Raw genomic sequence first — 22,077 nt, 5'->3', positions numbered from 1 at the left:
AGACCATGTTTGAGAACTTCGATGCCCAAATCCTGGCGCGCGCGCAATTCGCGTTCACGGTTTCCTTCCACATCATCTTTCCTGCCTTTTCCATCGGCCTTGCCAGCTATCTCGCTGTACTCGAAGGTCTCTATCTGTGGAAAAAAGACAAGGTCTATCTCGAGCTCTTCGATTTCTGGAAGACGATCTTTGCGGTCGCCTTCGGCATGGGTGTCGTGTCCGGCATCGTGATGTCCTACCAGTTCGGCACGAACTGGAGCGTGTTTTCCGACAAGGCGGGTCCGGTCATCGGACCTCTGATGGGTTACGAGGTTCTGACGGCCTTCTTCCTCGAAGCGGGTTTCCTCGGGGTTATGCTGTTCGGACGACAGAAGGTCGGGCCGGGGCTGCATTTCTTTGCAACCCTGATGGTCGCCTTCGGCACGCTGATCTCGGCCACATGGATCCTCTCGGTCAATTCCTGGATGCAGACGCCCACCGGCTTTGCGATCAACGATGTCGGTCAGTTCGTGCCGGTCGACTGGTGGAAGATTGTCTTCAATCCATCCTTTCCCTATCGCCTGACGCATATGGTCATCGCCGCCTACCTGACCACTGCCTTCGTCGTTGGCGCAGTCGGTGCCTGGCATCTGCTGAGGCGCACCGCGCCGCGCCGTGCGGGCGTGATGTTTTCCATGGCGATGTGGATGGCGGCGATCGTGGCGCCGATCCAGATCATGGCCGGTGACGCGCATGGCCTGAACACGCTGGAACACCAGCCGGTCAAGGTCATGGCGATGGAAGGCCATTTCGAAAGCCATCCGGACGGTGCGCCGCTGATCCTGTTCGGCATTCCCAACACGGCGGAAAAGCGGATCGACTATGCGATCCAGATCCCCAAACTGTCGAGCCTGATCCTGAAGCATGACCTCGATGCGCCGCTTGATGGCCTCGACACCGTCCCCGACGACAAGGAGCCGCCGGTCGCAATCGTCTTCTGGTCTTTCCGCGTCATGGTCGGTATCGGCTTCGCGATGCTCGGTGTGGGCCTTTTCAGCCTGTACTGTCGCTGGCGCGGGACCCTTCACGAGAACCGCTGGATGCATCGGGTGGCGTTGCTGATGGGACCTTCCGGCTTCGTCGCCGTATTGGCCGGCTGGATCACCACCGAGGTTGGGCGTCAGCCTTATACGGTCTACGGCCACCTGCTGACGGCGGATTCCATCTCGCCGATCGCAGCCCCGGCAGTTGCCGCTTCGCTGATCGCCTTCGTCATTGTCTATTTCATCGTCTTCGGGGCAGGGACCTTCTACATTCTCAGGCTGATGGCTCGCCTGCCGCGCGATCCGATGCCGGATCTCGACGATGGTCCTATCCGAACCTCCGGCATCACACCAGCGGCACAGACCGGTCATCATGGAGGCAAACATGGCCATTGATCTTCCCTTCATCTGGGCCGGCATCATCGCCTTTGCCGTGCTTGCCTATGTCATCCTTGACGGCTTCGACCTCGGCGTCGGCATCCTGTTTCCGTTCTTCCCCGAGAAGCACGACAAGGATCTGATGATGAATTCGGTGGCGCCCGTGTGGGACGGCAACGAGACCTGGCTGGTGCTGGGCGGCGGGGGGCTGCTTGCCGTCTTTCCGCTCGCCTATGCGACGATCCTGCCTGCGCTCTACGCGCCGCTGATCATCATGCTGCTTGGCCTGATCTTCCGCGGCGTCGCCTTCGAATATCGCTGGCGTACCAACCGGGCCGAATATCTGTGGAACTGGGCCTTTACCGGCGGTTCGATCGTTGCAGCCTTTTCCCAAGGTGTGGCACTCGGAGCGCTGGTGCAGGGCATTCCGGTCACCGACCGGGCCTATTCGGGCGGCTGGTGGGATTGGCTCACCCCGTTTTCGCTGGCGACCGGCGTTGCGCTGGTGATCGGATATGGCCTGCTCGGGGCGACCTGGCTGGTGTTGAAAACCGAAGGCCATCTGGCAGAGAGAAGCCGGGGCTTTGCGTTCAAACTGGCGTTCGCCACGGTTGGCGCCATGGGCGTCTTCAGTCTCTGGACGCCGTTTCTCGAGCCGCTCTATCTCGACCGCTGGTTCGGATTTCCGACGATGATCTTTTCCGTCATCGTGCCGCTGCTCGTGCTGGGGTGCCTCTACCTGATCATTTCCGGGCTGAAGCAGGGGCGGGATGTGCAGCCTTTTCTGGCGTCGCTCGGTCTCTTTGTGCTCGGCTATGTCGGCATCGGGATCAGCTTCTATCCCTATATCGTGCCGACGTCTCTGACGATCTGGGAGGCTGCGGCACCGGATGAAAGCCTTGCCTTCCTGTTGGTCGGGGCCGTGGTGCTGGTGCCGATGATCCTCTGCTACACGGCTTATGCGTATTGGGTTTTCCGGGGCAAGCTCAATCCGGATGAGGGTTATCACTGATGCAGAAGGGCACGATGACATCGCGACTTCTGTGGTTCGTCGGGCTCTGGCTCGCCGGCGTCGTGAGCATCACGATTGTCGGTGGCATCATCAAGATCTGGCTGGGTGCCTGACGAGCTGACATTGTTTTGATTGGAAATATGACCGCCCGGCCTTCAAAAGAGGCTGGGCGATCTCCATATGTTAGCCCAAGGGCGTAAAAGCCTTCAGAATCATAACAAAGGGGTAGGAAACGCGATGCGGCGTTACGGTAAGATTTTTGCATCTCTCGCACTTGGTTTGATGGTCACGCTGATGGCCGTCGATTTCGCCGAGGCGAGACGGGCAAGTGGTGGCTTCGGCAGTCGCGGAACGCGCACGTTCAGCGCGCCCTCAGCCACGCGCACGGCGCCGACAACGGCAGCTCCGATCGAGCGTACCATGACGCCGCGCACCAATGCGACGCAGCCGGGTGCGAGCCAGACCGCAGCGCAGACCCGCAATGGCCAGCGTCCCGGCCTGTTCGGCGGTCTTGCCGGTGGTCTGATGGGCGGTCTGCTGATGGGCGGCCTGTTCGGCATGCTGATGGGCTCGGGCTTCGGCGGTGGCTTCGGTTTCCTCGGCCTGCTGTTGCAGGGTGTGTTGATCTTCTTCCTGATCCGCTTTGCCATGCGCATGTTCGCCAACCGCCAGCCGTCCTATTCGGGTGGCCCGAATGGTGGCAATAGCGCCGGCTTCGGTGGCATGGCGCGCAATGATGCGCGCGGGGAGCAGGGACCGTCGAGCGGTTCGTCGTTCCAGATCCCGCGCATCGGTGGTGGATCGGTTGCGCCTGCTTCGGTTGCAAAGCCGGGCCAGACCGACGAGATCGGCATTGCCCAGAAAGATCTCGAATATTTCGAGACGCTGCTGCAGCAGATGCAGGCGGGTTATGCACGCGAGGATTACAGCGCGCTTCGCCGGATCACCACGCCGGAAGCCATGTCCTATCTCGCCGAGGAACTCAGCGAAAATGCCACCAAGGGTGTCAAGAACGAGGTGCGCGACGTGCATCTGGTGCAGGGCGATGTGTCTGAATCCTGGCGCGAGGGCGATGTCGATTATGCGACGGTCGCCATGCGTTATGAGAGCATCGACTATGTCGTCGATCGCCAGAGCGGCAAGCTGATCAATGGCGACGACCACAACCCGTCGGAATCGACCGAGATCTGGACCTTCGTCCGCCGCCCCGGTGCGGATTGGCAAATCTCGGCCATTCAGGCTGTTGCGCAGTACGAATAAGCGTTCAGCTATCGGTGCAGAATGAGAAGAGGCAGGGCACCGGCGCCCTGCCTCTTTTGTTTTGCGCTGTTATCAGATTGCTGGGCTTTGTCCGGTCGTGCGGTCTCCCCCTCATCCCCCTGCCGGGACCCTCTTCCCGCAGGCGGGGAGAAGAAATGCGCCACAGCGTTGTCATCCCCTCGTCCCGCTTGCGGGGAGAGGGCAGGGTGAGGGGCCTTCCCTATAGAGTAAGATGGCTGCACCTCAGTCCGGGCACTGCTTCAGCTGTGACGCATAGGTATAGGTGATGCTGGTGAAGCGCTTGGCGCCGTTTAGGGCTTCCGGGCGGTTCTTGTAGGCGCCGCGCAGATATCCAGCCTGGCCGGAATGATAGGCGAGATAGAGCTTGTAGGGGTCGTTCAGCGGGATGCCGGTCTTCGACGCACTCTCGCGGTGATACCAGCCGATGAACTGCATGGCATCGCCGAAATCGGTGCGGCGGGCGCCCCAGCGGCCGGTTTCGCGCTGGTAGCGCTCCCAGGTGCCGTCGAGTGCCTGCGAATAGCCGTAGGCGCTCGACTGGCGTTTCCACGGGATGAAGCCGAGGAGCTTCTTGCGTGGCGGTCGCGCCGTCGCGCGGAAACTCGATTCCGTATAGATCGTCGCCATCAGGATCGGCACCGGAACGCCATATTCCCGCTCGGCCTTTTGCGCGGCACTGCGCCAGTTGTTGAACAGCCCGTCGCGCTGCTCGAAGATCGCGCAGGCATTGCGAGTCTGGCTCGGGGGCTTGGCACAGGCCGACAGCATCAGCATGACGCCAATGGCGGAAACAACAGCGGTACGCATAACTAAACCTCGCTTCGTCAGGCTCAGTTTATTACCTAAAATTTAACGAAAGGTTTTCTTAACACACTGGATCTCACATCACCGGAAATGGTGATGGCGGATAGCCGTTTGTGCGGCCATGATCGTGGCTTGGCGGGTGCGCAGACTTGCGTGCGTGTGGTGAAATGTCAGCTCCTGACGCGCCGCGCCAGCCGGGAAGCTTGGCGCATTTGCAAAGTGCATACACTTCGTCGATGGCCGCGAACCGGATCGCACCGTTGATCTTGCTAATTTGTATTTGAGAAATTTGGTAGCGGGAGGCGGACTTGAACCGCCGACCTTGGGGTTATGAATCCCACGCTCTAACCACCTGAGCTATCCCGCCACACATTCGGATCATTGGCTTTTGCGGCCCGCCGTCCGAAGCGTTGGGCGGCTTATAAGGCGTTGCTCTGACCAAAGTCAAGCGCAGTGAAAGCAAAAAGAACTCTGCTTTCACTGCCTTTTTCTTTCCCGGCCTTAAGCCGCGACCGGGCTTGCCAAAAGTGCCTTCAGCGCGGCATCCGCGCTTTCCGAGCGGGCCGAGCGCTCGATGAAGCCGCCGCCATAGACGCGGGCATCGGGTCCGGGGGCGGAATAGAGCACGCAGGCCTGGCCGGGGGCGACGCCGGCTTCGCCGATCTCCAGATCGACATAGACGCCGGTTGCGTCTGCATGCAGGACCGCCGGTGTCGGCGGGCGAGTGGACCGGACCTTGGCGAAGCAGGCAAAACCGCTCGCCGCTTCTTCCTCAAGGGTGAAGTCGCCAAGCCAGTTGATGTCGCGCAGATAGACGCGATGCGTCTCCAGCGCTTCCTTCGGGCCGACGATGACGCGGCGCGAGCGGGCGTCGAGATAGACGACATAAAGTGGATCGCCGGTGGCAACGCCCAGGCCCTTTCGCTGGCCGATGGTGTAATGCAGGATGCCTTCGTGCTGACCAAGCACCCGGCCATCCAGATGCACGATGTCGCCGGCCAAAGCCGCATTCGGCTTCAGCTTGTTGATGATATCGGCATATTTGCCCTGCGGTACAAAACAGATGTCCTGGCTGTCAGCCTTCTTGGCGACGACGAGGCCCATGTCTTCGGCGAGCGCCCGGGTCTCCGCCTTGGACAGATGGCCAAGCGGAAAGCGCAGGTAGTCGATCTGTTCTTGGGTGGTGGCAAACAGGAAGTAGCTCTGGTCGCGCTCGTTGTCGATCGGGCGGAATAAGGCACGATGGTTCGGGTCGTTGGCCAAGGGCACCGACTTGGAGCGGATATAGTGGCCGGTTGCCAGCGCGTCGGCACCGAGTTCTCGTGCCGTCGCCAGGAGATCGGCAAACTTGACGGTCTGGTTACAGGCAACGCAGGGGATCGGCGTTTCGCCGGCGACATAGCTTTCCATGAACGGGTTGATCACCGTGTCGCGGAAACGCTGTTCGTAGTCGAGCACGTAATGGGGAATGCCGAGCGTTTCGCAGACGCGGCGCGCATCGTCGATATCCTGGCCGGCGCAACAGGAGCCGGCGCGATGAACGGCGGCGCCATGATCGTAGAGCTGCAGCGTGATGCCGAGCACGTCATAGCCCTGGCGTTTCAGGATGCCGGCCACGACGGAGGAGTCGACGCCGCCCGACATGGCGACGACAACGCGCGTATCTTCCGGTCTCTTGTCAAAATCCAGCGTGTTCACGGGCTTCGTCTCTGTGCGTTCGAAAGACCGTTTGTCACCGCAACTCTGCGGGATCAGGGCATATTCCAAAGGGGGTAAGCCCATTTGCCGATACCGGTCCGATTGTTGAGGGATATAGAAAGGAATGCCCCTTCATGCAAGAGCGCTGATTCGCACAAAGCCTTGCAGCAAGGGCGAAAGCGCCGAGGAGACCATAGCACCATGTCCGTCATGCTCACCGTTAACCCCGAGATCTTTCCGATTGCCGGTGCCTTCACCATCTCGCGTGGGTCGCGGACCGAAGCCAGGGTGGTGACGGTGACGCTCACCGATGGTCCGTATATCGGACGCGGGGAATGCGTGCCCTATGCGCGCTATGGTGAGACGGTCGAGGGTGTGGTCGAGGCGGTAGCAGCGCTGTCGGAAGAGATTGCCGATGGGCTCGATCGCATCGGATTGCAGTCGCGGCTGGAACCCGGAGCGGCCCGCAACGCACTCGATTGCGCATTCTGGGATCTCGAGGCCAAGCGGGCGGGCCGGGCCGTCTGGCAACTGGCGGGTCTTGGCGAACCGATGGCTCTGCAGACCACCTATACACTGTCGCTCGGATCGCCGGCCAGCATGCGGGTAGCGGCCGAGCGCGAGGCGGGCAGGCCGCTTTTGAAGGTCAAGCTGGGTGGCGAGGGCGATATCGAGCGGATCGAAGCCGTTCGTGCAGGCGCGCCGCGTTCGGCGATCATCGTCGATGCCAACGAGGGCTGGACGCTGGATCAATACAAGGCGCTGGCGCCGGTGTTGCTGAAGCTTGGCGTGACGCTGGTCGAGCAGCCGTTTCCGGCCGGTGCCGACGATGCGCTGTTCGGGCTGGAACGGGTGCTGCCCGTCTGCGCCGACGAGAGCTGCCATGATCGCCATTCGCTGGATGCGCTGAAAGGCAAATATGATGCGGTCAACATCAAACTCGACAAGACCGGTGGCCTGACCGAGGCGCTTTTGATGCGCGATGCAGCGGTGGTCTCCGGTTTCGAAATCATGATCGGCTGCATGGTCGGCACTTCGCTTGCGATGGCGCCCGCCTTCCTGGTGGGGCAGGGGGCGGCTTTCGTCGATCTCGACGGGCCGTTGCTGCTGGCGAAGGATCGCGATGCGGCGATTGTCTACGACGGCTCGACGATGCAGGTGCCGCCGACCGAGCTGTGGGGGTAATGCACCGCAGCCTCAGCGCCTGGCTGTCGCGGCACCGTTGACTGCAAGCCAGATCATGTGTTTTGCCCCGCCACCCTTGCGGCTGGCGCGGGTCGGGACTTCCTCCGCAGCGAGGCCTATATCGCGGAGGCGTTTGGTAAAGCGGGGATCGGGACCGGACGACCAGACGGCGAGCACGCCGTTCTTGCGCAAGGCGGCCTTGGAGGCGCGCAGGCCGTCGAAATCATAGAGGCTGTCGTTCTCTTCGCGGGTCAGGCCGTCCGGGCCATTGTCGACGTCGAGCATGATGGCATCAAACGTGTCGCGCGACTTCGCGATCAGGGCTCCGACATCGCCGACATGAATGGTGACGCGCGGATCATCGAGGCTGCCCTTATAGATTTCCGCCATCGGGCCGCGTGCCCATTCAACGACGCCCGGCACCAGTTCGGCAACCGTGACCTTCGCATCTTCAGGCAGGATGGCAAGCGCCGCGCGCAGGGTGAAGCCCATGCCAAGGCCGCCGATCAGGATATGCGGACGCGTGTGGCCCGCGATGCGTTCGAAGGCGAGGGTGGCGAGCGCCTCTTCGGAGCCACTGAGGCGGCTGTTCATCAGCTCGTTGGTGCCAAGCATGATGGAGAATTCGGTGCCGCGCTGTTTCAGGCGCAGTTCACTGCCGCCGGGAATTGCGGCCGTGTCGAGCTGGATCCAGGGAAGCATGGCAGACCTCGTGGCGGAATGATGCGCTCCCGTACCATGTGGCCGGACCAGGGTTCAACCGAAAGGCTGCTGCTTGCGTACCGATACGTGACGATTGGGCCTTGCGGTGGTCGGCTGCTGCGGCGCATCCTATCGATCCCCCGTTCGTTCCAAGCCTGAGCCGTGCAGGAGAATGCCGATGCCCGCCCCGAAGAACAGCTTCAAGACCGCACTCCTCGAAAATGACGAGGTCCTTGTCGGGCTCTGGGTGGCACTGGCCAGTCCGCATGTGGCGGAAGTCTGTGCAGGGGCAGGTTTCGACTGGATCCTGATCGACGGCGAGCATGGCCCGAATGATATTCCGCTGATCGCGGCGCAACTCGCAGCCGTTGCTCGCCATCCGGCCCATCCGGTCGTGCGGCTTCCGGTCGGCGAGACCTGGCTGATCAAGCAGGCGCTCGACATCGGTGCGCAGACGCTGATGATCCCGATGGTCGAGACGGCGGAACAGGCCGAGCAACTGGTCAGGGCGCTGCGTTATCCGCCCGAGGGTGTGCGTGGCATGGGCGCGAGCCTGGGGCGTGCCTCCGATTTCGGGCGCATTGCCGACTATGCCGAGACCGCCAATGCCGAAATATGTCTCATCGCCCAGATCGAAAGTCGCCTCGGTATCGAGAATGCGGATTCCATCCTTGCCAAGCCGGGCGTGGATGCCGTGCTGATCGGCCCGGCCGACCTTGCGGCCGACATGGGCTATCGCGGCCATGCCACGCATCCGGCGGTGATGGCGGCCGTCGAAACGCTGATCGGCAAGATCGTCGCGGCGGGCAAGCCGGCTGGCATCATGTCCGGCGATGCTGCCATGCTCGCCATGGCCCGCAAGGCCGGTATCCGGTTCTTCGCCCAGGCAACCGATGTCGGCTTGCTCGCCAAGGCAGCCGCCACGCTTGCCGATGCCATGCGCGGCTGATCCTTCTCCCAAGATCGTCAAATGGATTTTCAATGAAGCTTTCTCTTGATGCCGCGCAGTCCCTTGTGGTCGGCGCCCTCACGCGCTCCGGCGTGGATGCCGACAATGCCGCATCGGTCGCCCGCGCACTGGTCAGTGCCGAGGCCGCCGGCCAGGGCGGCCACGGGCTGCGGCGCGTGCCGGCCTATTCGGCGCAGGCCAAGGCCGGCAAGGTCGATGGGCGCGTTGCACCGCGTGCGGTCAGGCCGCGCCCGTCCGTACTTGCGATCGATGCGATGAATGGGTTTGCCTATCCGGCGCTGGATCTGGCGGTGGCCGAGTTGCCGGCGATCGCCAAGGCACAGGGCATTGCGATTGCCTCGATCTATCGTTCGCATCATGCCGGCGTGATGGGGCTGACGGTCGAGCGGTTTGCCGAACAGGGGCTGGCCGCGATGATGTTTGCCAATGCACCGGCGTCGATCGCTCCCTGGGGCGGCAAGAAAGCGCTGTATGGCACCAATCCGATCGCGTTTTCGGTGCCGATCGCTGGCGGCGATCCGATCACCGTCGATCTGGCGATTTCCAAGGTGGCGCGCGGCAAGATCATGGCGGCGCGGCAAAAGGGCGAGGCCATTCCCGACGATTGGGCATTCGACCTCGACGGCAATCCGACCACCGATGCGGAAGTTGCGATGACCGGCATGATGGCACCGCTCGGCGGTGCCAAAGGTGCGGCACTGGCGATGATGGTGGAGATCCTGTCGGCCGGCATTACCGGGGCGAACTATGCCTTCGAGGCCTCGTCGCTGTTTGACGACAAGGGGCCACCGGTGGCGCTCGGCCAGACGATCATCGCCATCGATGCCACCGCGACCGGCGGTTCCGGCGTGTTCGACCGGCTGGCATTGCTGGCCGACGAGATCGGCGCACAGGAGGGCGTGCGCATTCCCGGCCGTCGCGGACAGGGCCTGTCGCGCACAGCCGGTGCCGAGGGCATCGAGATCGAGGACGATGTGATCGCGGCAATCGAAGCTATCGCTTGAGTTTTGCTGTCCAGACCAGCGTGCGACATCAGTCCGGATCGGTGTAGTCGTTGCGGTTGATGCCATGGCGCTGCAGCTTGTCGTAGAAGGTCTTGCGCGGGATGCCGAGGGCGTCCAGCGTCCTTCGCACATCGCCATCGTTGTCGCGCAAAGCCTGGCGGATCAGATTGCCTTCGTGATGCTCGATGCGTTCCGGCAGGCTGAGGCCTTCAGTTGCGCCCGATGGTTCCAATATTGCCTGCGGCGGCGGCGTGATGCCGAGCACGATGCGTTCGGCATAGTGGGCAAGCTCTCGGACATTGCCGGGCCAGGCGTGGGTGTCGAGGTGGCGGGCGATGTCGCCGGTCAGGGCCGGCACATCGCGCTTGAAGCGTTCGGCGGCGCGGGCGGTGAAATGCGAAAACAAAAGCGGAATGTCGGCGCGGCGTTCCCGGAGCGGCGGGATAGAGACGGTGACGACGTTGAGCCGGTAATAGAGATCCTCGCGAAAATCGCCCCGTTCGGCCGGATTGCCGAGGTCGACCTTGGCGGCGGCCACGACACGCAGATCGACCGGTCGCACCTCGTTGATGCCAAGGGGTGTGACTTCGCGCATTTCCAGGACGCGCAGCATCTTGACCTGGGTTGCCGGCGGCATGCTTTCTATTTCGTCGAGAAACAGCGTGCCGCCGCTTGCATGTTCGATACGGCCGATGCGTTTCTTCTGGGCACCGGTAAAGGCGCCTGCCTCATGGCCGAAGAATTCGCTCTCGATCACGGTTTCCGGCAGAGCGCCGCAGTTGAGCGCGACGAAATTGCCGCGGTTGCGCCGGCTCCAGCGGTGCAGGAGCGTGGCGACGACCTCCTTGCCGCTGCCGGTCTCGCCGGCGACCAGCACGTCGATATCGGTGTCGGCGATCTGGCGCAGTGTCTGGCGTAGATGTTCCATGGCCGGCGTCTGGCCGATCAGCGGCAGGTCGTCCTGGCTTGCCTCGGCTGCCTTGCGCAGCCTGCGGTTCTCGATCACCAGCCGGCGCATGTCCGCGGCGCGGCTGACACTCTGTACGAGGCGGTCGGCGGCAAACGGCTTGGCGATGAAATCATAGGCGCCGTTCTGCATGGCCCGCACTGCCATGTCTATGTCGCCATGGCCGGTGATCAACAGGACCGGCAATTCCGGATCGAGTGCCTTGATCCGGGAGAACAGTTCCAGGCCATCCATGCCGGCCATGCGGATGTCGCTGACGACGACGGCATCGAGGTCGGGTGAAAGCAGGGCGAAAGCCTGGCTTGCAGACGGAACGTCGCGGACGGTGAAACCGGCAAGCTCCAGCGTCTGGCGGGTCGCGTGCCGCAGAGCCGTATCGTCGTCGACGAGGATGATGTTCGTGCCTTTGTTCATCGGCCGACACGCTTCAGGGTGACGGTGAAGGTGGTTCCGGCAGGCGTGCTGTCGACGCCGATGCGGCCTGCGTAGTCGCTGACAATGTCCTTGCAGATGACAAGACCCAGACCGAGGCCGCTGTCCTTGGAGGTGTTGAACGGGGTGAACAGGTTTTCCAGGACCGCCGGCGGGATGCCCGGTCCGTTGTCGGCGATGTCAATCGCCACCTCGTCAGTGCCTGCGGGGGCAAGGCTGACGACGATGCGACCGTCGGCGCGGCCATCCACGGCTTCCAGCGCATTCTGCAGCAGGTTGATCAGCACCTGTTCCAAGCGGATGCGGTTGGCCGAGACAGTGACGCCTTCGGGGATCATCTGCACCTTCAGCATGTCGAGGCTGCCGGCGAAGCGGCTGCGCAAGAGCAGCAGCGCGCCGTCCACGGCGGTTTTCAAGGCGACGGGTTCGGCGGCGGCACGGCCTTTCCGGGCGAAGCCGCGCAACTCGTTGGTGATGGCGCCGATGCGGTCGGTCAATGCGCTGATGGAGTTCAGGTTTTCTGATGCCGGCGCGGTTTCTCCCCGGGAGAGATACGTGTTTGCATTGTCGGCATAGGCGCGGATTGTTGCGACCGGCTGGTTGATCTCATGGGCAACACCGGCGGCCACCTGACCGAGGATGGCCAGCCGGTTGGCCTGAACGAGTTCATGCTGGACGGTCTGCAAACGTGTCTCCGTCGAGCGATGCTCGCCGATTTCGGTCTGGAGATGGTCGCGGGCGATCGTCAGCTCGCTTGTCCGGGCGGCGACCTTGCGTTCCAGATCGTTGCGGGCGGCACGCTCGGCTTCCTGGCGGCGCATTGCCCTGTCTCGACGATAGAGCAGGATGGCTGCCAGCGCGATCAGCGGGAGAACAACCACGAGCGCGGCGAGCCGCGCCTGCCAGATACCCGCAGTCATGACATCTGCGGCAGGCGCGAAGACATGCATCTTCCACGGCGTGCCCGGCACATCCAGGGTCACGGACATATGCGGCTGTTGCGGCATGCCGTCGCCCGGCTCGGTCGACACCATGTGGTGACCATCGAGATCCAGCAATTGCCAGACTGGCAGCGCCTCCAGCGACGCCTCGCCAAATTGCAGACTTGCGCGCACGGCAATCCGTTCCTGCGGGGGGATGTCATCCGTGCTGAGGAAGCGCCATTCCGGCCGGCTGGTGATCAGCACGATGCCGTGGTTGTCGGTGACGAAGGTTGACCTGCCGGTCTTGCCCCAGTCGCGCTCCAGGACATCGAACTCGACCTTGACGACGACGATGCCAACAGTGGCGCCGCTTTCATCGCCAACGCGTTGCGACAGATAGAGGCCGGGCCGCTTGCTGACATTGCCCAGGGCATATTGCTCGGCGCGCCCCAGAGCCATGCCACGCGTAAAATATTCGCGGAAATTATAATCATTGCCAACAAAACTGTCGGGCTCTTGCCAGTTGCTGGCCGCGATCGCGATGCCATCGCGACCGACGACATAGATGACCGCAGTTTTCGTGCCGAGAACCAGCGCTTCGAGTTTCCTGTTCAGGCCTGCAACGGCTTCGGCCGTCGGGTTGGCCAGCGCGTCGCTGACCTGCATGTCTGCAGCCAGTACCAGCGGCAGCGCGCGGGGGCGTTCGAGCGTTGCCTGCAGGAGTGCCCGTTTCAGTTCTGCGTCATCGGTTACATCCTCGGCGAGGCTTGCCACCGCACTGCGCAGGCCAGCGTCGCCGGCGAAGAACAGGCTGCCCGCGAGTGCAACTAGCGACAGCAGCAGGAAGGCCAGCCAGACTGCTCGGCTGTTGACGGAGGCTGCTGGCACATCCGGTGACGATGGCGTGGTTGAGGTCATGTCGAATTGTGCGTCAATCCGCACGTTTTGCCAAGTGTCGTGTGCGGGTATCCGCACGACTTGAGTTAATCGAATCTGAAAATTGAATTTTTACTCAACGATATCAGTATATTGGTCGCGTCTGTCGCAAGTGGCACATGCCTTGCTGATGTAAGTGGAACGGGGTTCGCCCCGTGTTTCACTCACTATCGCAGTGCCCGGGAGGCCGGAACGTGTTCCGACAGGGGCGACAACGGAGGACAGCATGCAGATCGAAGCCATGGGCCATGCGCCCCAGGGCAAGCAGCCCTTTTACAAACATCTCTATGTCCAGGTTCTGGCGGCCATCGTAGCCGGTATCCTGCTCGGCCATTTCTATCCGGAAATCGGCACGCAGTTGAAGCCGCTCGGCGATGCCTTCATCAAGCTGGTCAAGATGATCATCGCGCCGGTGATCTTCCTGACGGTCGCGACCGGCATTGCCGGCATGTCGGACATGAAGAAGGTCGGCCGCGTCGCCGGCAAGGCGATGCTATATTTCCTGACCTTCTCGACACTGGCGCTGGTCGTCGGCCTGATCGTCGCCAATGTCGTGCAGCCAGGCGCCGGCATGCATATCGATCCTGCATCGCTGGATGCAGCCGCCGTCGCGACCTATACCGCCAAGGCGCATGATTCGACGATCATCGGCTTCCTGATGAACATCATCCCGACAACGATCGTCGGCGCGTTTGCCGATGGCGATATCCTGCAGGTGCTGTTCTTCTCGATCCTGTTCGGCATTTCGCTGGCCCTGGTCGGCGAGCGTGGCAAGCCGGTCACCGACTTCCTGCATGCCGTCATTGCCCCGATCTTCAAGCTGGTTGCAATCCTGATGAAGGCAGCGCCGATCGGTGCCTTCGGTGCGATGTCGTTCACCATCGGCAAGTATGGCATTGCCTCGGTGACCAATCTCGCCATGCTGATCGGCACCTTCTATCTGACCTCGTTCCTGTTCGTGGTCGTGGTGCTCGGCGCGGTGGCGAAGTACAACGGCTTCTCGATCTTTGCGCTCATTCGCTACATCAAGGAAGAACTGCTGCTGGTGCTCGGCACTTCGTCTTCGGAAGCCGCCTTGCCGGGCCTGATGAACAAGATGGAAAAGGCCGGCTGCAAGCGCTCGGTCGTCGGTCTGGTCATACCGACCGGCTATTCCTTCAATCTCGACGGCACCAATATCTACATGACGCTGGCCGCGCTGTTCATCGCCCAGGCGACGGACATTCATCTGCCGCTCGGTGACCAGATCCTGCTTCTGGCCGTTGCCATGCTGAGCTCGAAGGGCGCTGCCGGTATCACCGGCGCTGGCTTCATCACGCTGGCGGCAACCCTGTCCGTCGTTCCTTCCGTGCCGGTTGCCGGTATGGCGCTGATCCTCGGCATCGATCGTTTCATGTCGGAATGCCGGGCACTGACCAACTTCATCGGCAATGCGGTCGCGACCGTGGTTGTCGCCCGCTGGGAAGGCGAACTCGACGAGAGTCTCTTCCATGCAGCGCTCGGCGGCAAGGTGCTCGAGGAAGAGGCCGCGCAGCCGGTGTTGCAGCCGCAGTTGCAGGCAGCAGAGTAATATTCGGCACCGACCCAAGACGGTTTGCCGAAATCAAGGCGCGGTCCGGTTCTCCGGGCCGCGCTTTTTTCTTATTCGGCCGCGATGATGTGAAACTGCGGTGGGCTTTCCGGATGTTGCGCCTTGCCCATCAGATAGATCAGACAGCTCGTGCGCAGCAGGGAGGCGAAATTGCTGACCTGCCCGTTGATGTCCAGCGCCTCGTCGTAAAGTGTCGACAGGAAACGCGACGTCGACAGCGACTGGCCGGCGGCAATCTCATCGATGAGATCCCAGAAGGCCGCTTCGATCTGGATGCTGGTCGAATGGCCGCCAATGCGCACCGATCGGTTGACGGCGCGATAGCGGGCGGGATCCTGTCCGGCGAAAACCTCACACATGCCTATTTCCTCCATCGTTTCTTGTTTTGACGCATAGTATGCGACCGGCGCGCACGGGGGTCAATTTCGATCTTTCTCATAAGTGCTTGTCAGATCGGTGCGGAATTCTGCTCGGCAACCGGTAAAATCGGCGATGCGGTAATGGGCTGCTACCCGCACCGGGCTTCCCGGTAGCACACTCTGAACATTGCATGATTTGGTGCAGATGCAGGAGTTTGACTTGGCCAAGATGATCCATTCGATGGTGCGTGTGCTCGACGAGGCACGGTCCGTTGAGTTCTACCAGAAAGCCTTTGGGCTTTTGGTCGCCGAAAGGCTGGATTTCGACACTTTCACGCTGATCTATCTCAGCAATGACGAGAGCGAATTCGAGCTGGAGCTGACGGTCAACAAGGGCCGCACAGACGCTTACAATCTGGGCGATGGCTACGGTCACCTTGCCGTTTCGGTCAGCGATCTCGAGAGCGAGCATCAGCGATTTGCCGATCTCGGGCTCAATCCGGGAAAGATCGTCGATTTCAACCGCAATGGCGCGCTGCTGGCCCGCTTCTTCTTTGCGACCGATCCCGACGGCTACAAGATCGAGGTCTTGCAGCGTCACGGCCGGTACAAATGACGGCCAAGTCCGGCTGGGTTGGAGGACCAAGCCGGGCACCGTTTCGACAGCGGGTCGCGCGGTTGCCGCGCCGCCCGATGCAGGCCGGAGGAACCGCCTGCCAATAACCACAGGACTTTGGGAGGAGACTGACGTGGTAACAGTGTATGAAAAGACGAAAGGCATGTCGCGCCGCGAGCTTTTGAAGCGCGGCAGCATAGGTGCGGCGCTGGTGATCAGCGGGACAGCGGTAATCAGCCCGCACAATGCCTGGGGGCTGGAGAGCACGGCGCTTACGCCGGACAGCATGGCGACGCTGATCCAGCTTGCCCGCGACATCTATCCACATGATCAACTTGCCGATCGCTTCTATGCGATTGCCGTGAAGGGGCAGGACCAGCGCGCCGGCAAGGACGAAGCCCACAAGAAACTGATCGAGACCGGCATTGCCGATCTCGACAAGCGGGCGGGCGTAACTGGCTATCGCGGCCTGGGCTGGGAAGACGATCGCGTCGCCATTCTGCGCGATATCGAGACAACGCCCTTCTTCCAGGCGATCCGCGGCGATCTCGTGGTCAGCCTGTATAACCAGAAGGAACTCTGGCCGATCTTCGGCTACGAGGGCGAGTCCTATTCCAAGGGCGGTTATATCGCGCGCGGTTTCGACGATATCGAGTGGCTCTGAAGACCGCTTACGCGGCAGAAAACAGCATTGCAAACAGCAGCGCCGCCCGAGGAGGCCCATCGCGGATGGGATGGGAGTGGCGCCGCAGTCTCGACATGCCGAATTGACATTTCTGGGAGGAAATCATGGCAGCGCCTTACGATCTCAACGACGACAGCGTGGTCGTCATCATTGGTTCGGGTGCGGGCGGTGGAACGCTCGGCAACGAACTCGCCCAGAAGGGCATTGACGTCGTCATTCTCGAAGCCGGCAGCCGGATCGAATACGAAGACTTCATCAATGACGAATGGGAGAGCTTTTCCCAGCTCGCCTGGCTCGACAACCGCACCACCGGCGGTGGCTGGCGGGTGGCCAAGGATTTCCCCAACCTGCCGGCCTGGATCGTCAAGGCTGTCGGCGGTACCACCACCCATTGGGCCGGGGCATCTCTGCGCATCCAGGAACACGAGTTCAAGACGCTGACCAACTACGGCAAGGTGGAAGGGGCGAACCTTCTCGACTGGCCGATCACGCTGGCCGATCTCGAACCGTATTATGCCAAGGCCGAGGACAAGATGGGCGTGACCCGGACCAACGGCATCGAGGGCCTGCCGGGCAACAGCAACTTCAAGATCCTCAAGGCCGGCGCCGACAAGCTGGGCTACAAGGAATGTCACACCGGCAACATGGCGATCAATTCGGCCGATCGCGACGACCGGATGAGCTGTCAGCAGACAGGCTTCTGCTTCCAGGGGTGCAAATGGGGCGCCAAATGGTCGACGCTTTACACTGAAATCCCCAAGGGCGAGGCAACCGGCAAGCTCGAGGTCCGGCCGAATGCGCATGTCGTCAAGATCGAACATGATGCCACCGGCAAGGTGACCGCCGTGGTCTATGCCGATAAGGACGGCAAGCTGCACAGCCAGAAGGCGCGGATCATCTGTCTGGCCGGCAATTCCATCGAGAGCCCTCGGCTGCTGTTGAATTCGGCATCGTCGATGTTCCCCGATGGTCTTGCCAATTCGTCCGGCCAGGTCGGAAAGAACTACATGCGCCACACGACCGGCTCGGTTTATGGCGTGTTCGAAAAGCCGGTACATTTCTACCGCGGCACGACCATGGCCGGCATCATTCGCGACGAAGCCAAGCATGATCCGTCGCGCGGCTTCGTGGGCGGATATGAACTGGAGACGCTGGCGCTCGGCATTCCGTTCATGGCGGCCTTCCTCGACCCCGGCGGCTGGGGCCGCTCCTTTGCCTCGGCGATGGACCAGTATGCCAATATGGCGGGTCTCTGGATCGTCGGCGAGGACATGCCGCAGGAGCAGAATGCGGTGAAGCTGCATGGCGACATCAAGGACAAATACGGGATGCCGATCCCGGATGTCTGGTTCACCGACCATCCGAACGACGAGGCGATGCGCAATCACGCCTACAAGCAGGGCATGGCGATCTACGAGGCGGTCGGGGCGACCCGTACCTTCCCGACACCACCTTACCCCTCGACCCACAATCTGGGAACGAACCGGATGAGCGAGAAGGCGCAGGATGGTGTGGTCAACAAGTTCGGCCGCAGCCACGATATCAACAACCTGTTCATCTCGGACGGCAGCCAGTTCACCACCGGTGCGGCTGAGAACCCGACATTGACCATCGTTTCCCTGGCCATCCGGCAGGCGGATCACATCGCCTCCGAAATGGCAGCAGGCTCGATCTAACCTCCCCCCGTCAGTGCGGAGGGGCGGCCCGCGCGCCGCCCCTTCAACTTGTCGCTGACATATCTTGTGCATGCTTGACAGACAGAGCCGGCGTCCTTCAATCAAGGCGATTGTAACGGCACGGGCAGGGTCTCCTATGACTGAATCGGACGTCAAACTGGACGAGAGCTGGAAACGCGTGCTGTCGCCGCAATTCTCAAGTCCTTACATGCAGGCGCTGAAGACCTTCCTTGTCGACGAGCGGGCCCAGGGCAAACACATCTTCCCGAAGGGCCCGGAATATTTTCGCGCGCTCGATCTGACGCCGCTCGATCAGGTTCGCGTGGTGATCCTCGGTCAGGATCCCTACCATGGTGCAGGCCAGGCGCATGGCCTGTGCTTCAGCGTCCGGCCGGATGTGCGCATTCCGCCGTCGCTGGTCAATATCTACAAGGAACTGAAAACCGATCTCGACATTCCGCCGGCGCGGCACGGCTTTCTCGAAAGCTGGGCAGGACAAGGCGTTCTGCTGCTCAACAGCGTGCTGACGGTCGAGGAGGCACGGGCTGCCTCGCATCAGGGCAAGGGCTGGGAGCAGTTTACCGATGCTGTCATTCGCGCGGTCAACGACGACTGCGAACATGTCGTCTTCATGCTATGGGGCGCCTATGCGCAGAAGAAGGCGGCATTTGTCGATCGCAACCGGCATCTGGTGCTGAAGGCGCCGCATCCGTCGCCGCTGTCGGCGCATAACGGTTTCTTCGGCTCACGGCATTTCTCGCAGGCCAATGCCTATTTGGCTGAGCATGACCGGAAGCCGATCGACTGGTGCTTGCCGGACCAGACGTAGTCTTCACTCGATCAAATTGGTACCACGGCTCGTTGCTGTTCCAGCGATGGAACAATGGTAACGACGCTGTCTGGTGATTGTTGATTTTCGTCATTTTCCAGTTCAATTTACTTTTGTTTTCAGCTGTCGATTTTCAGGGCATATTTCATGATAGAGGAGCCGGCCAACCTGTCCGTCTGGCGCAAGCCCGAAGCTATTTCCGGTGATTTCGGATCTGTCGCGGCACAGGCAACGGTCGATCTTGTCGTTGTCGGCGCGGGCATCCAGGGGCTGTCTGCTGCGCTTCACGCGGCGCGGCGCGGACTGTCGGTTCAGGTGATCGAAGCGGCCAGTCTGGGCGAGGGTGCCTCTGGCCTGAATGGCGGGCAGGTGATCCCGGGTCTGAAGTTTGACCCGGAAGCGCTGGTCGCAATGCTTGGGCGTGAACGCGGCGCGCGACTGACCGAGTTTTCGGCTGGTACGGCCGATGCCCTCTTCGACCTGATCTCGGATGAGAAGCTTGATGTGCCCCACTGTCGCACGGGCTGGATCCAGGCGGCCCATACCGAGACGGCAATGGCAGCGGTTGCCCAACGCAATCGGCAATGGCGGGCACACGGCGCCGACGTGACCCTGCTCAATGACGCGGAAGTCGCCTTGCTCACCGGGGCCAAAGGCTACAGGGGCGGCTGGCTGGACCGCAGGGCCGGCACGATCGATCCGCTTGCCTTCGTCTTCGAACTGGCGCGGCTTGCCGTAGACCAGGGCGTTGGTATTGTCTGCAATCAGCGGGCGACGAGCCTGCGGCGCGATGACGGCGGTTGGCGGATCACGATGGCCGGCGACCGCGAGGTTCGTGCAACCAAGGTTCTGGTTGCGACCAATGCCTATTCCGATGCGCTGGTTCCCGGGCTGGCGCAAAGCCTCGTCTGGCTGCATTCTTTCCAGATCGCCACGGCGCCTCTGCCGGCAAGCCTTGACGACATCATCCTGCCACACGGGCAGGCGGTGTCCGATAGCCGCCGCATCCTCGTCTATTTTCGCAAGAGCCCCGACAACCGGCTTGTGCTCGGCGGGCGGGGTCCGATGCGGGCGCCGGCAGGCCCGCAGGACTGGCAGCATCTCGAGCGGGCATTGACGCGTCTCTATCAGGTGCTTGAGGGGCATCCGATCGAGCGCCGCTGGTTCGGCCGTGTCGCGATGACCGTCGATTCTCTGCCGCACCTGCATGAGCCAGAGCCGGGATTGCTGATGGTTGCCGGCTGTCAGGGGCGCGGTGTCGGGCTGATGGCCGCCCTTGGTGCGCCGCTTGCCGACTATATCGCCAGCGGTGATCCGAGCCTGTTGCCGCTGCCGGTTTCGCCGATCCGTCCGATCCCGCTGCATCGGTTCCGGCGCGTCGGCGTGGCCGCCAGGATCGCCTGGTCTCGGATGCTCGACGGGATGGAGCGATAGCCCGTTTTCCGATCAGGAATTGCCGATCTGGTGGAACAGGACAGCTTGCGGAGCGTGATGGCTTGGACAATAGTGCAGGCCCGCCTGCCATGTCCTGCCATGACCTGAAATGTCCCCTCCGGAGTGCCCATGTCCAATCACTTGAAGTTCTATATTGACGGCGCTTGGGTGGACCCGGCGGTTCCAGCTTTGCTGGACGTGATCGATCCTTCGACGGAGGAGGCGTTCACGCAGATTTCCGTCGGCAGCAAGACCGATGTCGATCGGGCTGTAGCGGCAGCGAAATCGGCCTTCCAGAGCTTTGCTGTGACGGACCGTGCAGAGCGGCTGGCACTGCTCAAGCGCATCCTGGAGATCTACAACGAACGCTACGAGGATATTGCTGCCGCTGTCAGTCGCGAGATGGGCGCGCCGCTTTCGTTTGCGCGCGAAAGCCAGGCCTGGGCCGGACGGGCGCATCTGGAGGCGACGATCACCGCCTTCGAACGCTTCGAGTTTTCCGAAAAACGCGGCTCGACCATGGTGGTGAAGGAGCCAATCGGCGTCTGCGCGCTGATCACGCCATGGAACTGGCCGCTCAACCAGATCGTCTGCAAGGTGGCGCCGGCGATTGCCGCTGGCTGCACCGTGGTGCTGAAGCCATCGGAAATCGCGCCGATATCGGGCATTATCTTTGCCGAGGTCATGGATGCCGCCGGCACACCGAAGGGCGTGTTCAACATGGTCAACGGCAATGGCCCGGATGTCGGCCAGGTCATGGCCGGCCATCCGGATGTGGACATGGTGTCGTTTACCGGCTCGACCCGGGCCGGAATCATCGTTGCCAAGACCGCGGCAGACACGGTCAAGCGCGTGGCGCAGGAGCTTGGCGGCAAGTCGGCCAATATCATCCTGCCGGATGCGGATCTCGAGACGGCTGTGCGCAAGGGCGTCGAAGGCTGCTTCGGCAATTCCGGCCAGTCCTGCGATGCGCCGACACGCATGCTGGTGCCGGCCGACCGGCATGACGAGGCGCTGCTGTTTGCCCGCGATGCAGCCGAGACATTCATCGTCGGCGATCCGCAGGCCGAGGATACGGTTCTGGGACCGGTGGTCAGCGAGACGCAATTCAACAAGATCCAGCGGCTGATCGAAGTGGGCATAGAGGAAGGCGCGCTGCTGGTCACGGGTGGTCCCGGTCGCCCGGAAAACCTCAATCGTGGCTACTATGTGCGCCCGACGATCTTTGGCCATGTGTCGCCCGACATGACGATTGCGCGCGAGGAAATCTTCGGACCGGTGCTGTCGATCCTGCCTTACGAGACGGAAGAGCAGGCGATCGCGATTGCCAATGACACGGTCTACGGTCTGGCTGCCTATGTCCAGTCCGGCGATATCGAACATGCGCGAAAGGTTGCGGCCCGGATGCGGGCGGGCTCGGTGTATCTGAACTATCCCGAGTGGGACACGTTTGCGCCTTTCGGAGGCTACAAGCAGTCGGGCAACGGGCGGGAATATGCCGATTGGGCTATCCATGATTTCCTGGAAATCAAGGGTATCGTCGGCTGGGATGGCTGAGATGGCGCTTGCGTCT

19 protein-coding genes and 1 tRNA gene are annotated in these 22,077 nt (G+C 61.9%); 13 read left to right on the top strand and 7 right to left on the bottom strand.

Features of this window, described 5'->3' with window-relative positions:
• Nucleotides 1–5: 5 nt before the first annotated feature.
• The 3 genes from GVK95_RS14515 to GVK95_RS14505 all read left to right on the top strand — a co-directional run bounded on the left by GVK95_RS14515 (nucleotide 6) and on the right by GVK95_RS14505 (nucleotide 3,672).
• Nucleotides 6–1,418, top strand: coding sequence for a cytochrome ubiquinol oxidase subunit I (locus tag GVK95_RS14515; protein ID WP_159950818.1), 1,413 nt, complete (start codon nucleotides 6–8; stop codon nucleotides 1,416–1,418).
• The gene (cydB, locus tag GVK95_RS14510; RefSeq protein WP_159950816.1) at nucleotides 1,408–2,412 is read left to right on the top strand and encodes a cytochrome d ubiquinol oxidase subunit II; all 1,005 of its coding nucleotides are present in this window, start codon (nucleotides 1,408–1,410) and stop codon (nucleotides 2,410–2,412) included. Before GVK95_RS14515 ends, cydB begins: the two co-directional genes overlap by 11 nt.
• Nucleotides 2,413–2,649: 237 nt before the next feature.
• Nucleotides 2,650–3,672 (top strand): Tim44 domain-containing protein, encoded by a 1,023-nt coding sequence (locus GVK95_RS14505; RefSeq protein ID WP_159950814.1) that lies wholly within the window; start codon nucleotides 2,650–2,652, stop codon nucleotides 3,670–3,672.
• A gap of 243 nt (nucleotides 3,673–3,915) precedes the next feature.
• On the opposite strand, the gene GVK95_RS14500 is transcribed toward GVK95_RS14505, so the two are convergent.
• From GVK95_RS14500 to mnmA, 3 genes are all read right to left on the bottom strand, one after another.
• The gene (locus tag GVK95_RS14500) at nucleotides 3,916–4,500 is read right to left on the bottom strand and encodes a transglycosylase SLT domain-containing protein (RefSeq protein ID WP_159950804.1); all 585 of its coding nucleotides are present in this window, start codon (nucleotides 4,498–4,500) and stop codon (nucleotides 3,916–3,918) included.
• 287 nt (nucleotides 4,501–4,787) lie between these two features.
• Nucleotides 4,788–4,864 (bottom strand) — tRNA-Met (locus GVK95_RS14495).
• 134 nt (nucleotides 4,865–4,998) lie between these two features.
• A complete protein-coding gene (mnmA, locus tag GVK95_RS14490) occupies nucleotides 4,999–6,195 on the bottom strand; it encodes a tRNA 2-thiouridine(34) synthase MnmA (RefSeq protein WP_159950802.1) in 1,197 nt (398 codons plus the stop codon).
• Nucleotides 6,196–6,396: 201 nt separating this feature from the next.
• Here mnmA and dgcA point away from each other — a divergent pair, with 201 nt between their 5' ends.
• Nucleotides 6,397–7,380 carry an N-acetyl-D-Glu racemase DgcA gene (gene dgcA / locus GVK95_RS14485; protein ID WP_159950800.1) on the top strand — a complete coding sequence of 328 codons (984 nt, stop codon included), beginning with the start codon at nucleotides 6,397–6,399 and terminating at the stop codon, nucleotides 7,378–7,380.
• Between the two features lie 12 nt (nucleotides 7,381–7,392).
• Here dgcA and GVK95_RS14480 read toward each other — a convergent pair whose 3' ends face one another.
• On the bottom strand, nucleotides 7,393–8,082 hold the full coding sequence (locus GVK95_RS14480; RefSeq protein WP_159950798.1) for a hypothetical protein: 690 nt from the start codon (nucleotides 8,080–8,082) through the stop codon (nucleotides 7,393–7,395).
• Between the two features lie 178 nt (nucleotides 8,083–8,260).
• Between GVK95_RS14480 and GVK95_RS14475 the strand changes: the two genes are divergently transcribed.
• Both GVK95_RS14475 and GVK95_RS14470 read left to right on the top strand, forming a co-directional pair.
• The gene (locus GVK95_RS14475) at nucleotides 8,261–9,031 is read left to right on the top strand and encodes an HpcH/HpaI aldolase/citrate lyase family protein (protein WP_159950796.1); all 771 of its coding nucleotides are present in this window, start codon (nucleotides 8,261–8,263) and stop codon (nucleotides 9,029–9,031) included.
• Between the two features lie 32 nt (nucleotides 9,032–9,063).
• Nucleotides 9,064–10,056, top strand: coding sequence for an Ldh family oxidoreductase (locus tag GVK95_RS14470; RefSeq protein WP_159950794.1), 993 nt, complete (start codon nucleotides 9,064–9,066; stop codon nucleotides 10,054–10,056).
• 28 nt (nucleotides 10,057–10,084) lie between these two features.
• Here the strand turns inward: GVK95_RS14470 and GVK95_RS14465 are convergent, their stop codons facing one another.
• Both GVK95_RS14465 and GVK95_RS14460 read right to left on the bottom strand, forming a co-directional pair.
• The gene (locus GVK95_RS14465) at nucleotides 10,085–11,437 is read right to left on the bottom strand and encodes a sigma-54 dependent transcriptional regulator (RefSeq protein WP_159950792.1); all 1,353 of its coding nucleotides are present in this window, start codon (nucleotides 11,435–11,437) and stop codon (nucleotides 10,085–10,087) included.
• The gene (locus GVK95_RS14460) at nucleotides 11,434–13,296 is read right to left on the bottom strand and encodes an ATP-binding protein (protein WP_244618773.1); all 1,863 of its coding nucleotides are present in this window, start codon (nucleotides 13,294–13,296) and stop codon (nucleotides 11,434–11,436) included. Before GVK95_RS14460 ends, GVK95_RS14465 begins: the two co-directional genes overlap by 4 nt.
• A 244-nt stretch (nucleotides 13,297–13,540) precedes the next feature.
• Here GVK95_RS14460 and GVK95_RS14455 point away from each other — a divergent pair, with 244 nt between their 5' ends.
• Nucleotides 13,541–14,884, top strand: coding sequence for a dicarboxylate/amino acid:cation symporter (locus GVK95_RS14455; protein WP_159950790.1), 1,344 nt, complete (start codon nucleotides 13,541–13,543; stop codon nucleotides 14,882–14,884).
• A gap of 71 nt (nucleotides 14,885–14,955) precedes the next feature.
• Here the strand turns inward: GVK95_RS14455 and GVK95_RS14450 are convergent, their stop codons facing one another.
• Nucleotides 14,956–15,264: a ribbon-helix-helix domain-containing protein gene (locus GVK95_RS14450; RefSeq protein ID WP_159950788.1), complete on the bottom strand. Its 309-nt coding sequence runs from the start codon at nucleotides 15,262–15,264 to the stop codon at nucleotides 14,956–14,958.
• Between the two features lie 220 nt (nucleotides 15,265–15,484).
• Between GVK95_RS14450 and GVK95_RS14445 the strand changes: the two genes are divergently transcribed.
• From GVK95_RS14445 to GVK95_RS14420, 6 genes are all read left to right on the top strand, one after another.
• Nucleotides 15,485–15,880, top strand: a complete 396-nt coding sequence (locus GVK95_RS14445; protein WP_159950786.1) for a VOC family protein — start codon at nucleotides 15,485–15,487, stop codon at nucleotides 15,878–15,880.
• A gap of 133 nt (nucleotides 15,881–16,013) precedes the next feature.
• Entirely contained in the window at nucleotides 16,014–16,544 is a 531-nt protein-coding gene (locus tag GVK95_RS14440; RefSeq protein WP_159950784.1) for a gluconate 2-dehydrogenase subunit 3 family protein, read from the top strand.
• Between the two features lie 125 nt (nucleotides 16,545–16,669).
• Nucleotides 16,670–18,241 carry a GMC family oxidoreductase gene (locus tag GVK95_RS14435; protein ID WP_159950782.1) on the top strand — a complete coding sequence of 524 codons (1,572 nt, stop codon included), beginning with the start codon at nucleotides 16,670–16,672 and terminating at the stop codon, nucleotides 18,239–18,241.
• 136 nt (nucleotides 18,242–18,377) lie between these two features.
• Nucleotides 18,378–19,070: a uracil-DNA glycosylase gene (gene ung, locus GVK95_RS14430; RefSeq protein ID WP_159950780.1), complete on the top strand. Its 693-nt coding sequence runs from the start codon at nucleotides 18,378–18,380 to the stop codon at nucleotides 19,068–19,070.
• A gap of 147 nt (nucleotides 19,071–19,217) precedes the next feature.
• Nucleotides 19,218–20,504, top strand: a complete 1,287-nt coding sequence (locus GVK95_RS14425) for an FAD-dependent oxidoreductase (RefSeq protein WP_159950778.1) — start codon at nucleotides 19,218–19,220, stop codon at nucleotides 20,502–20,504.
• 129 nt (nucleotides 20,505–20,633) lie between these two features.
• Entirely contained in the window at nucleotides 20,634–22,061 is a 1,428-nt protein-coding gene (locus GVK95_RS14420; RefSeq protein ID WP_159950776.1) for an aldehyde dehydrogenase family protein, read from the top strand.
• The last annotated feature ends 16 nt before the right edge of the window (nucleotides 22,062–22,077 follow it).

It is taken from the genome of Rhizobium sp. 18065 (assembly GCF_902706095.1).
GTDB lineage: Bacteria > Pseudomonadota > Alphaproteobacteria > Rhizobiales > Rhizobiaceae > Allorhizobium.
This window is presented reverse-complemented; position numbering and strand designations above follow the sequence as displayed.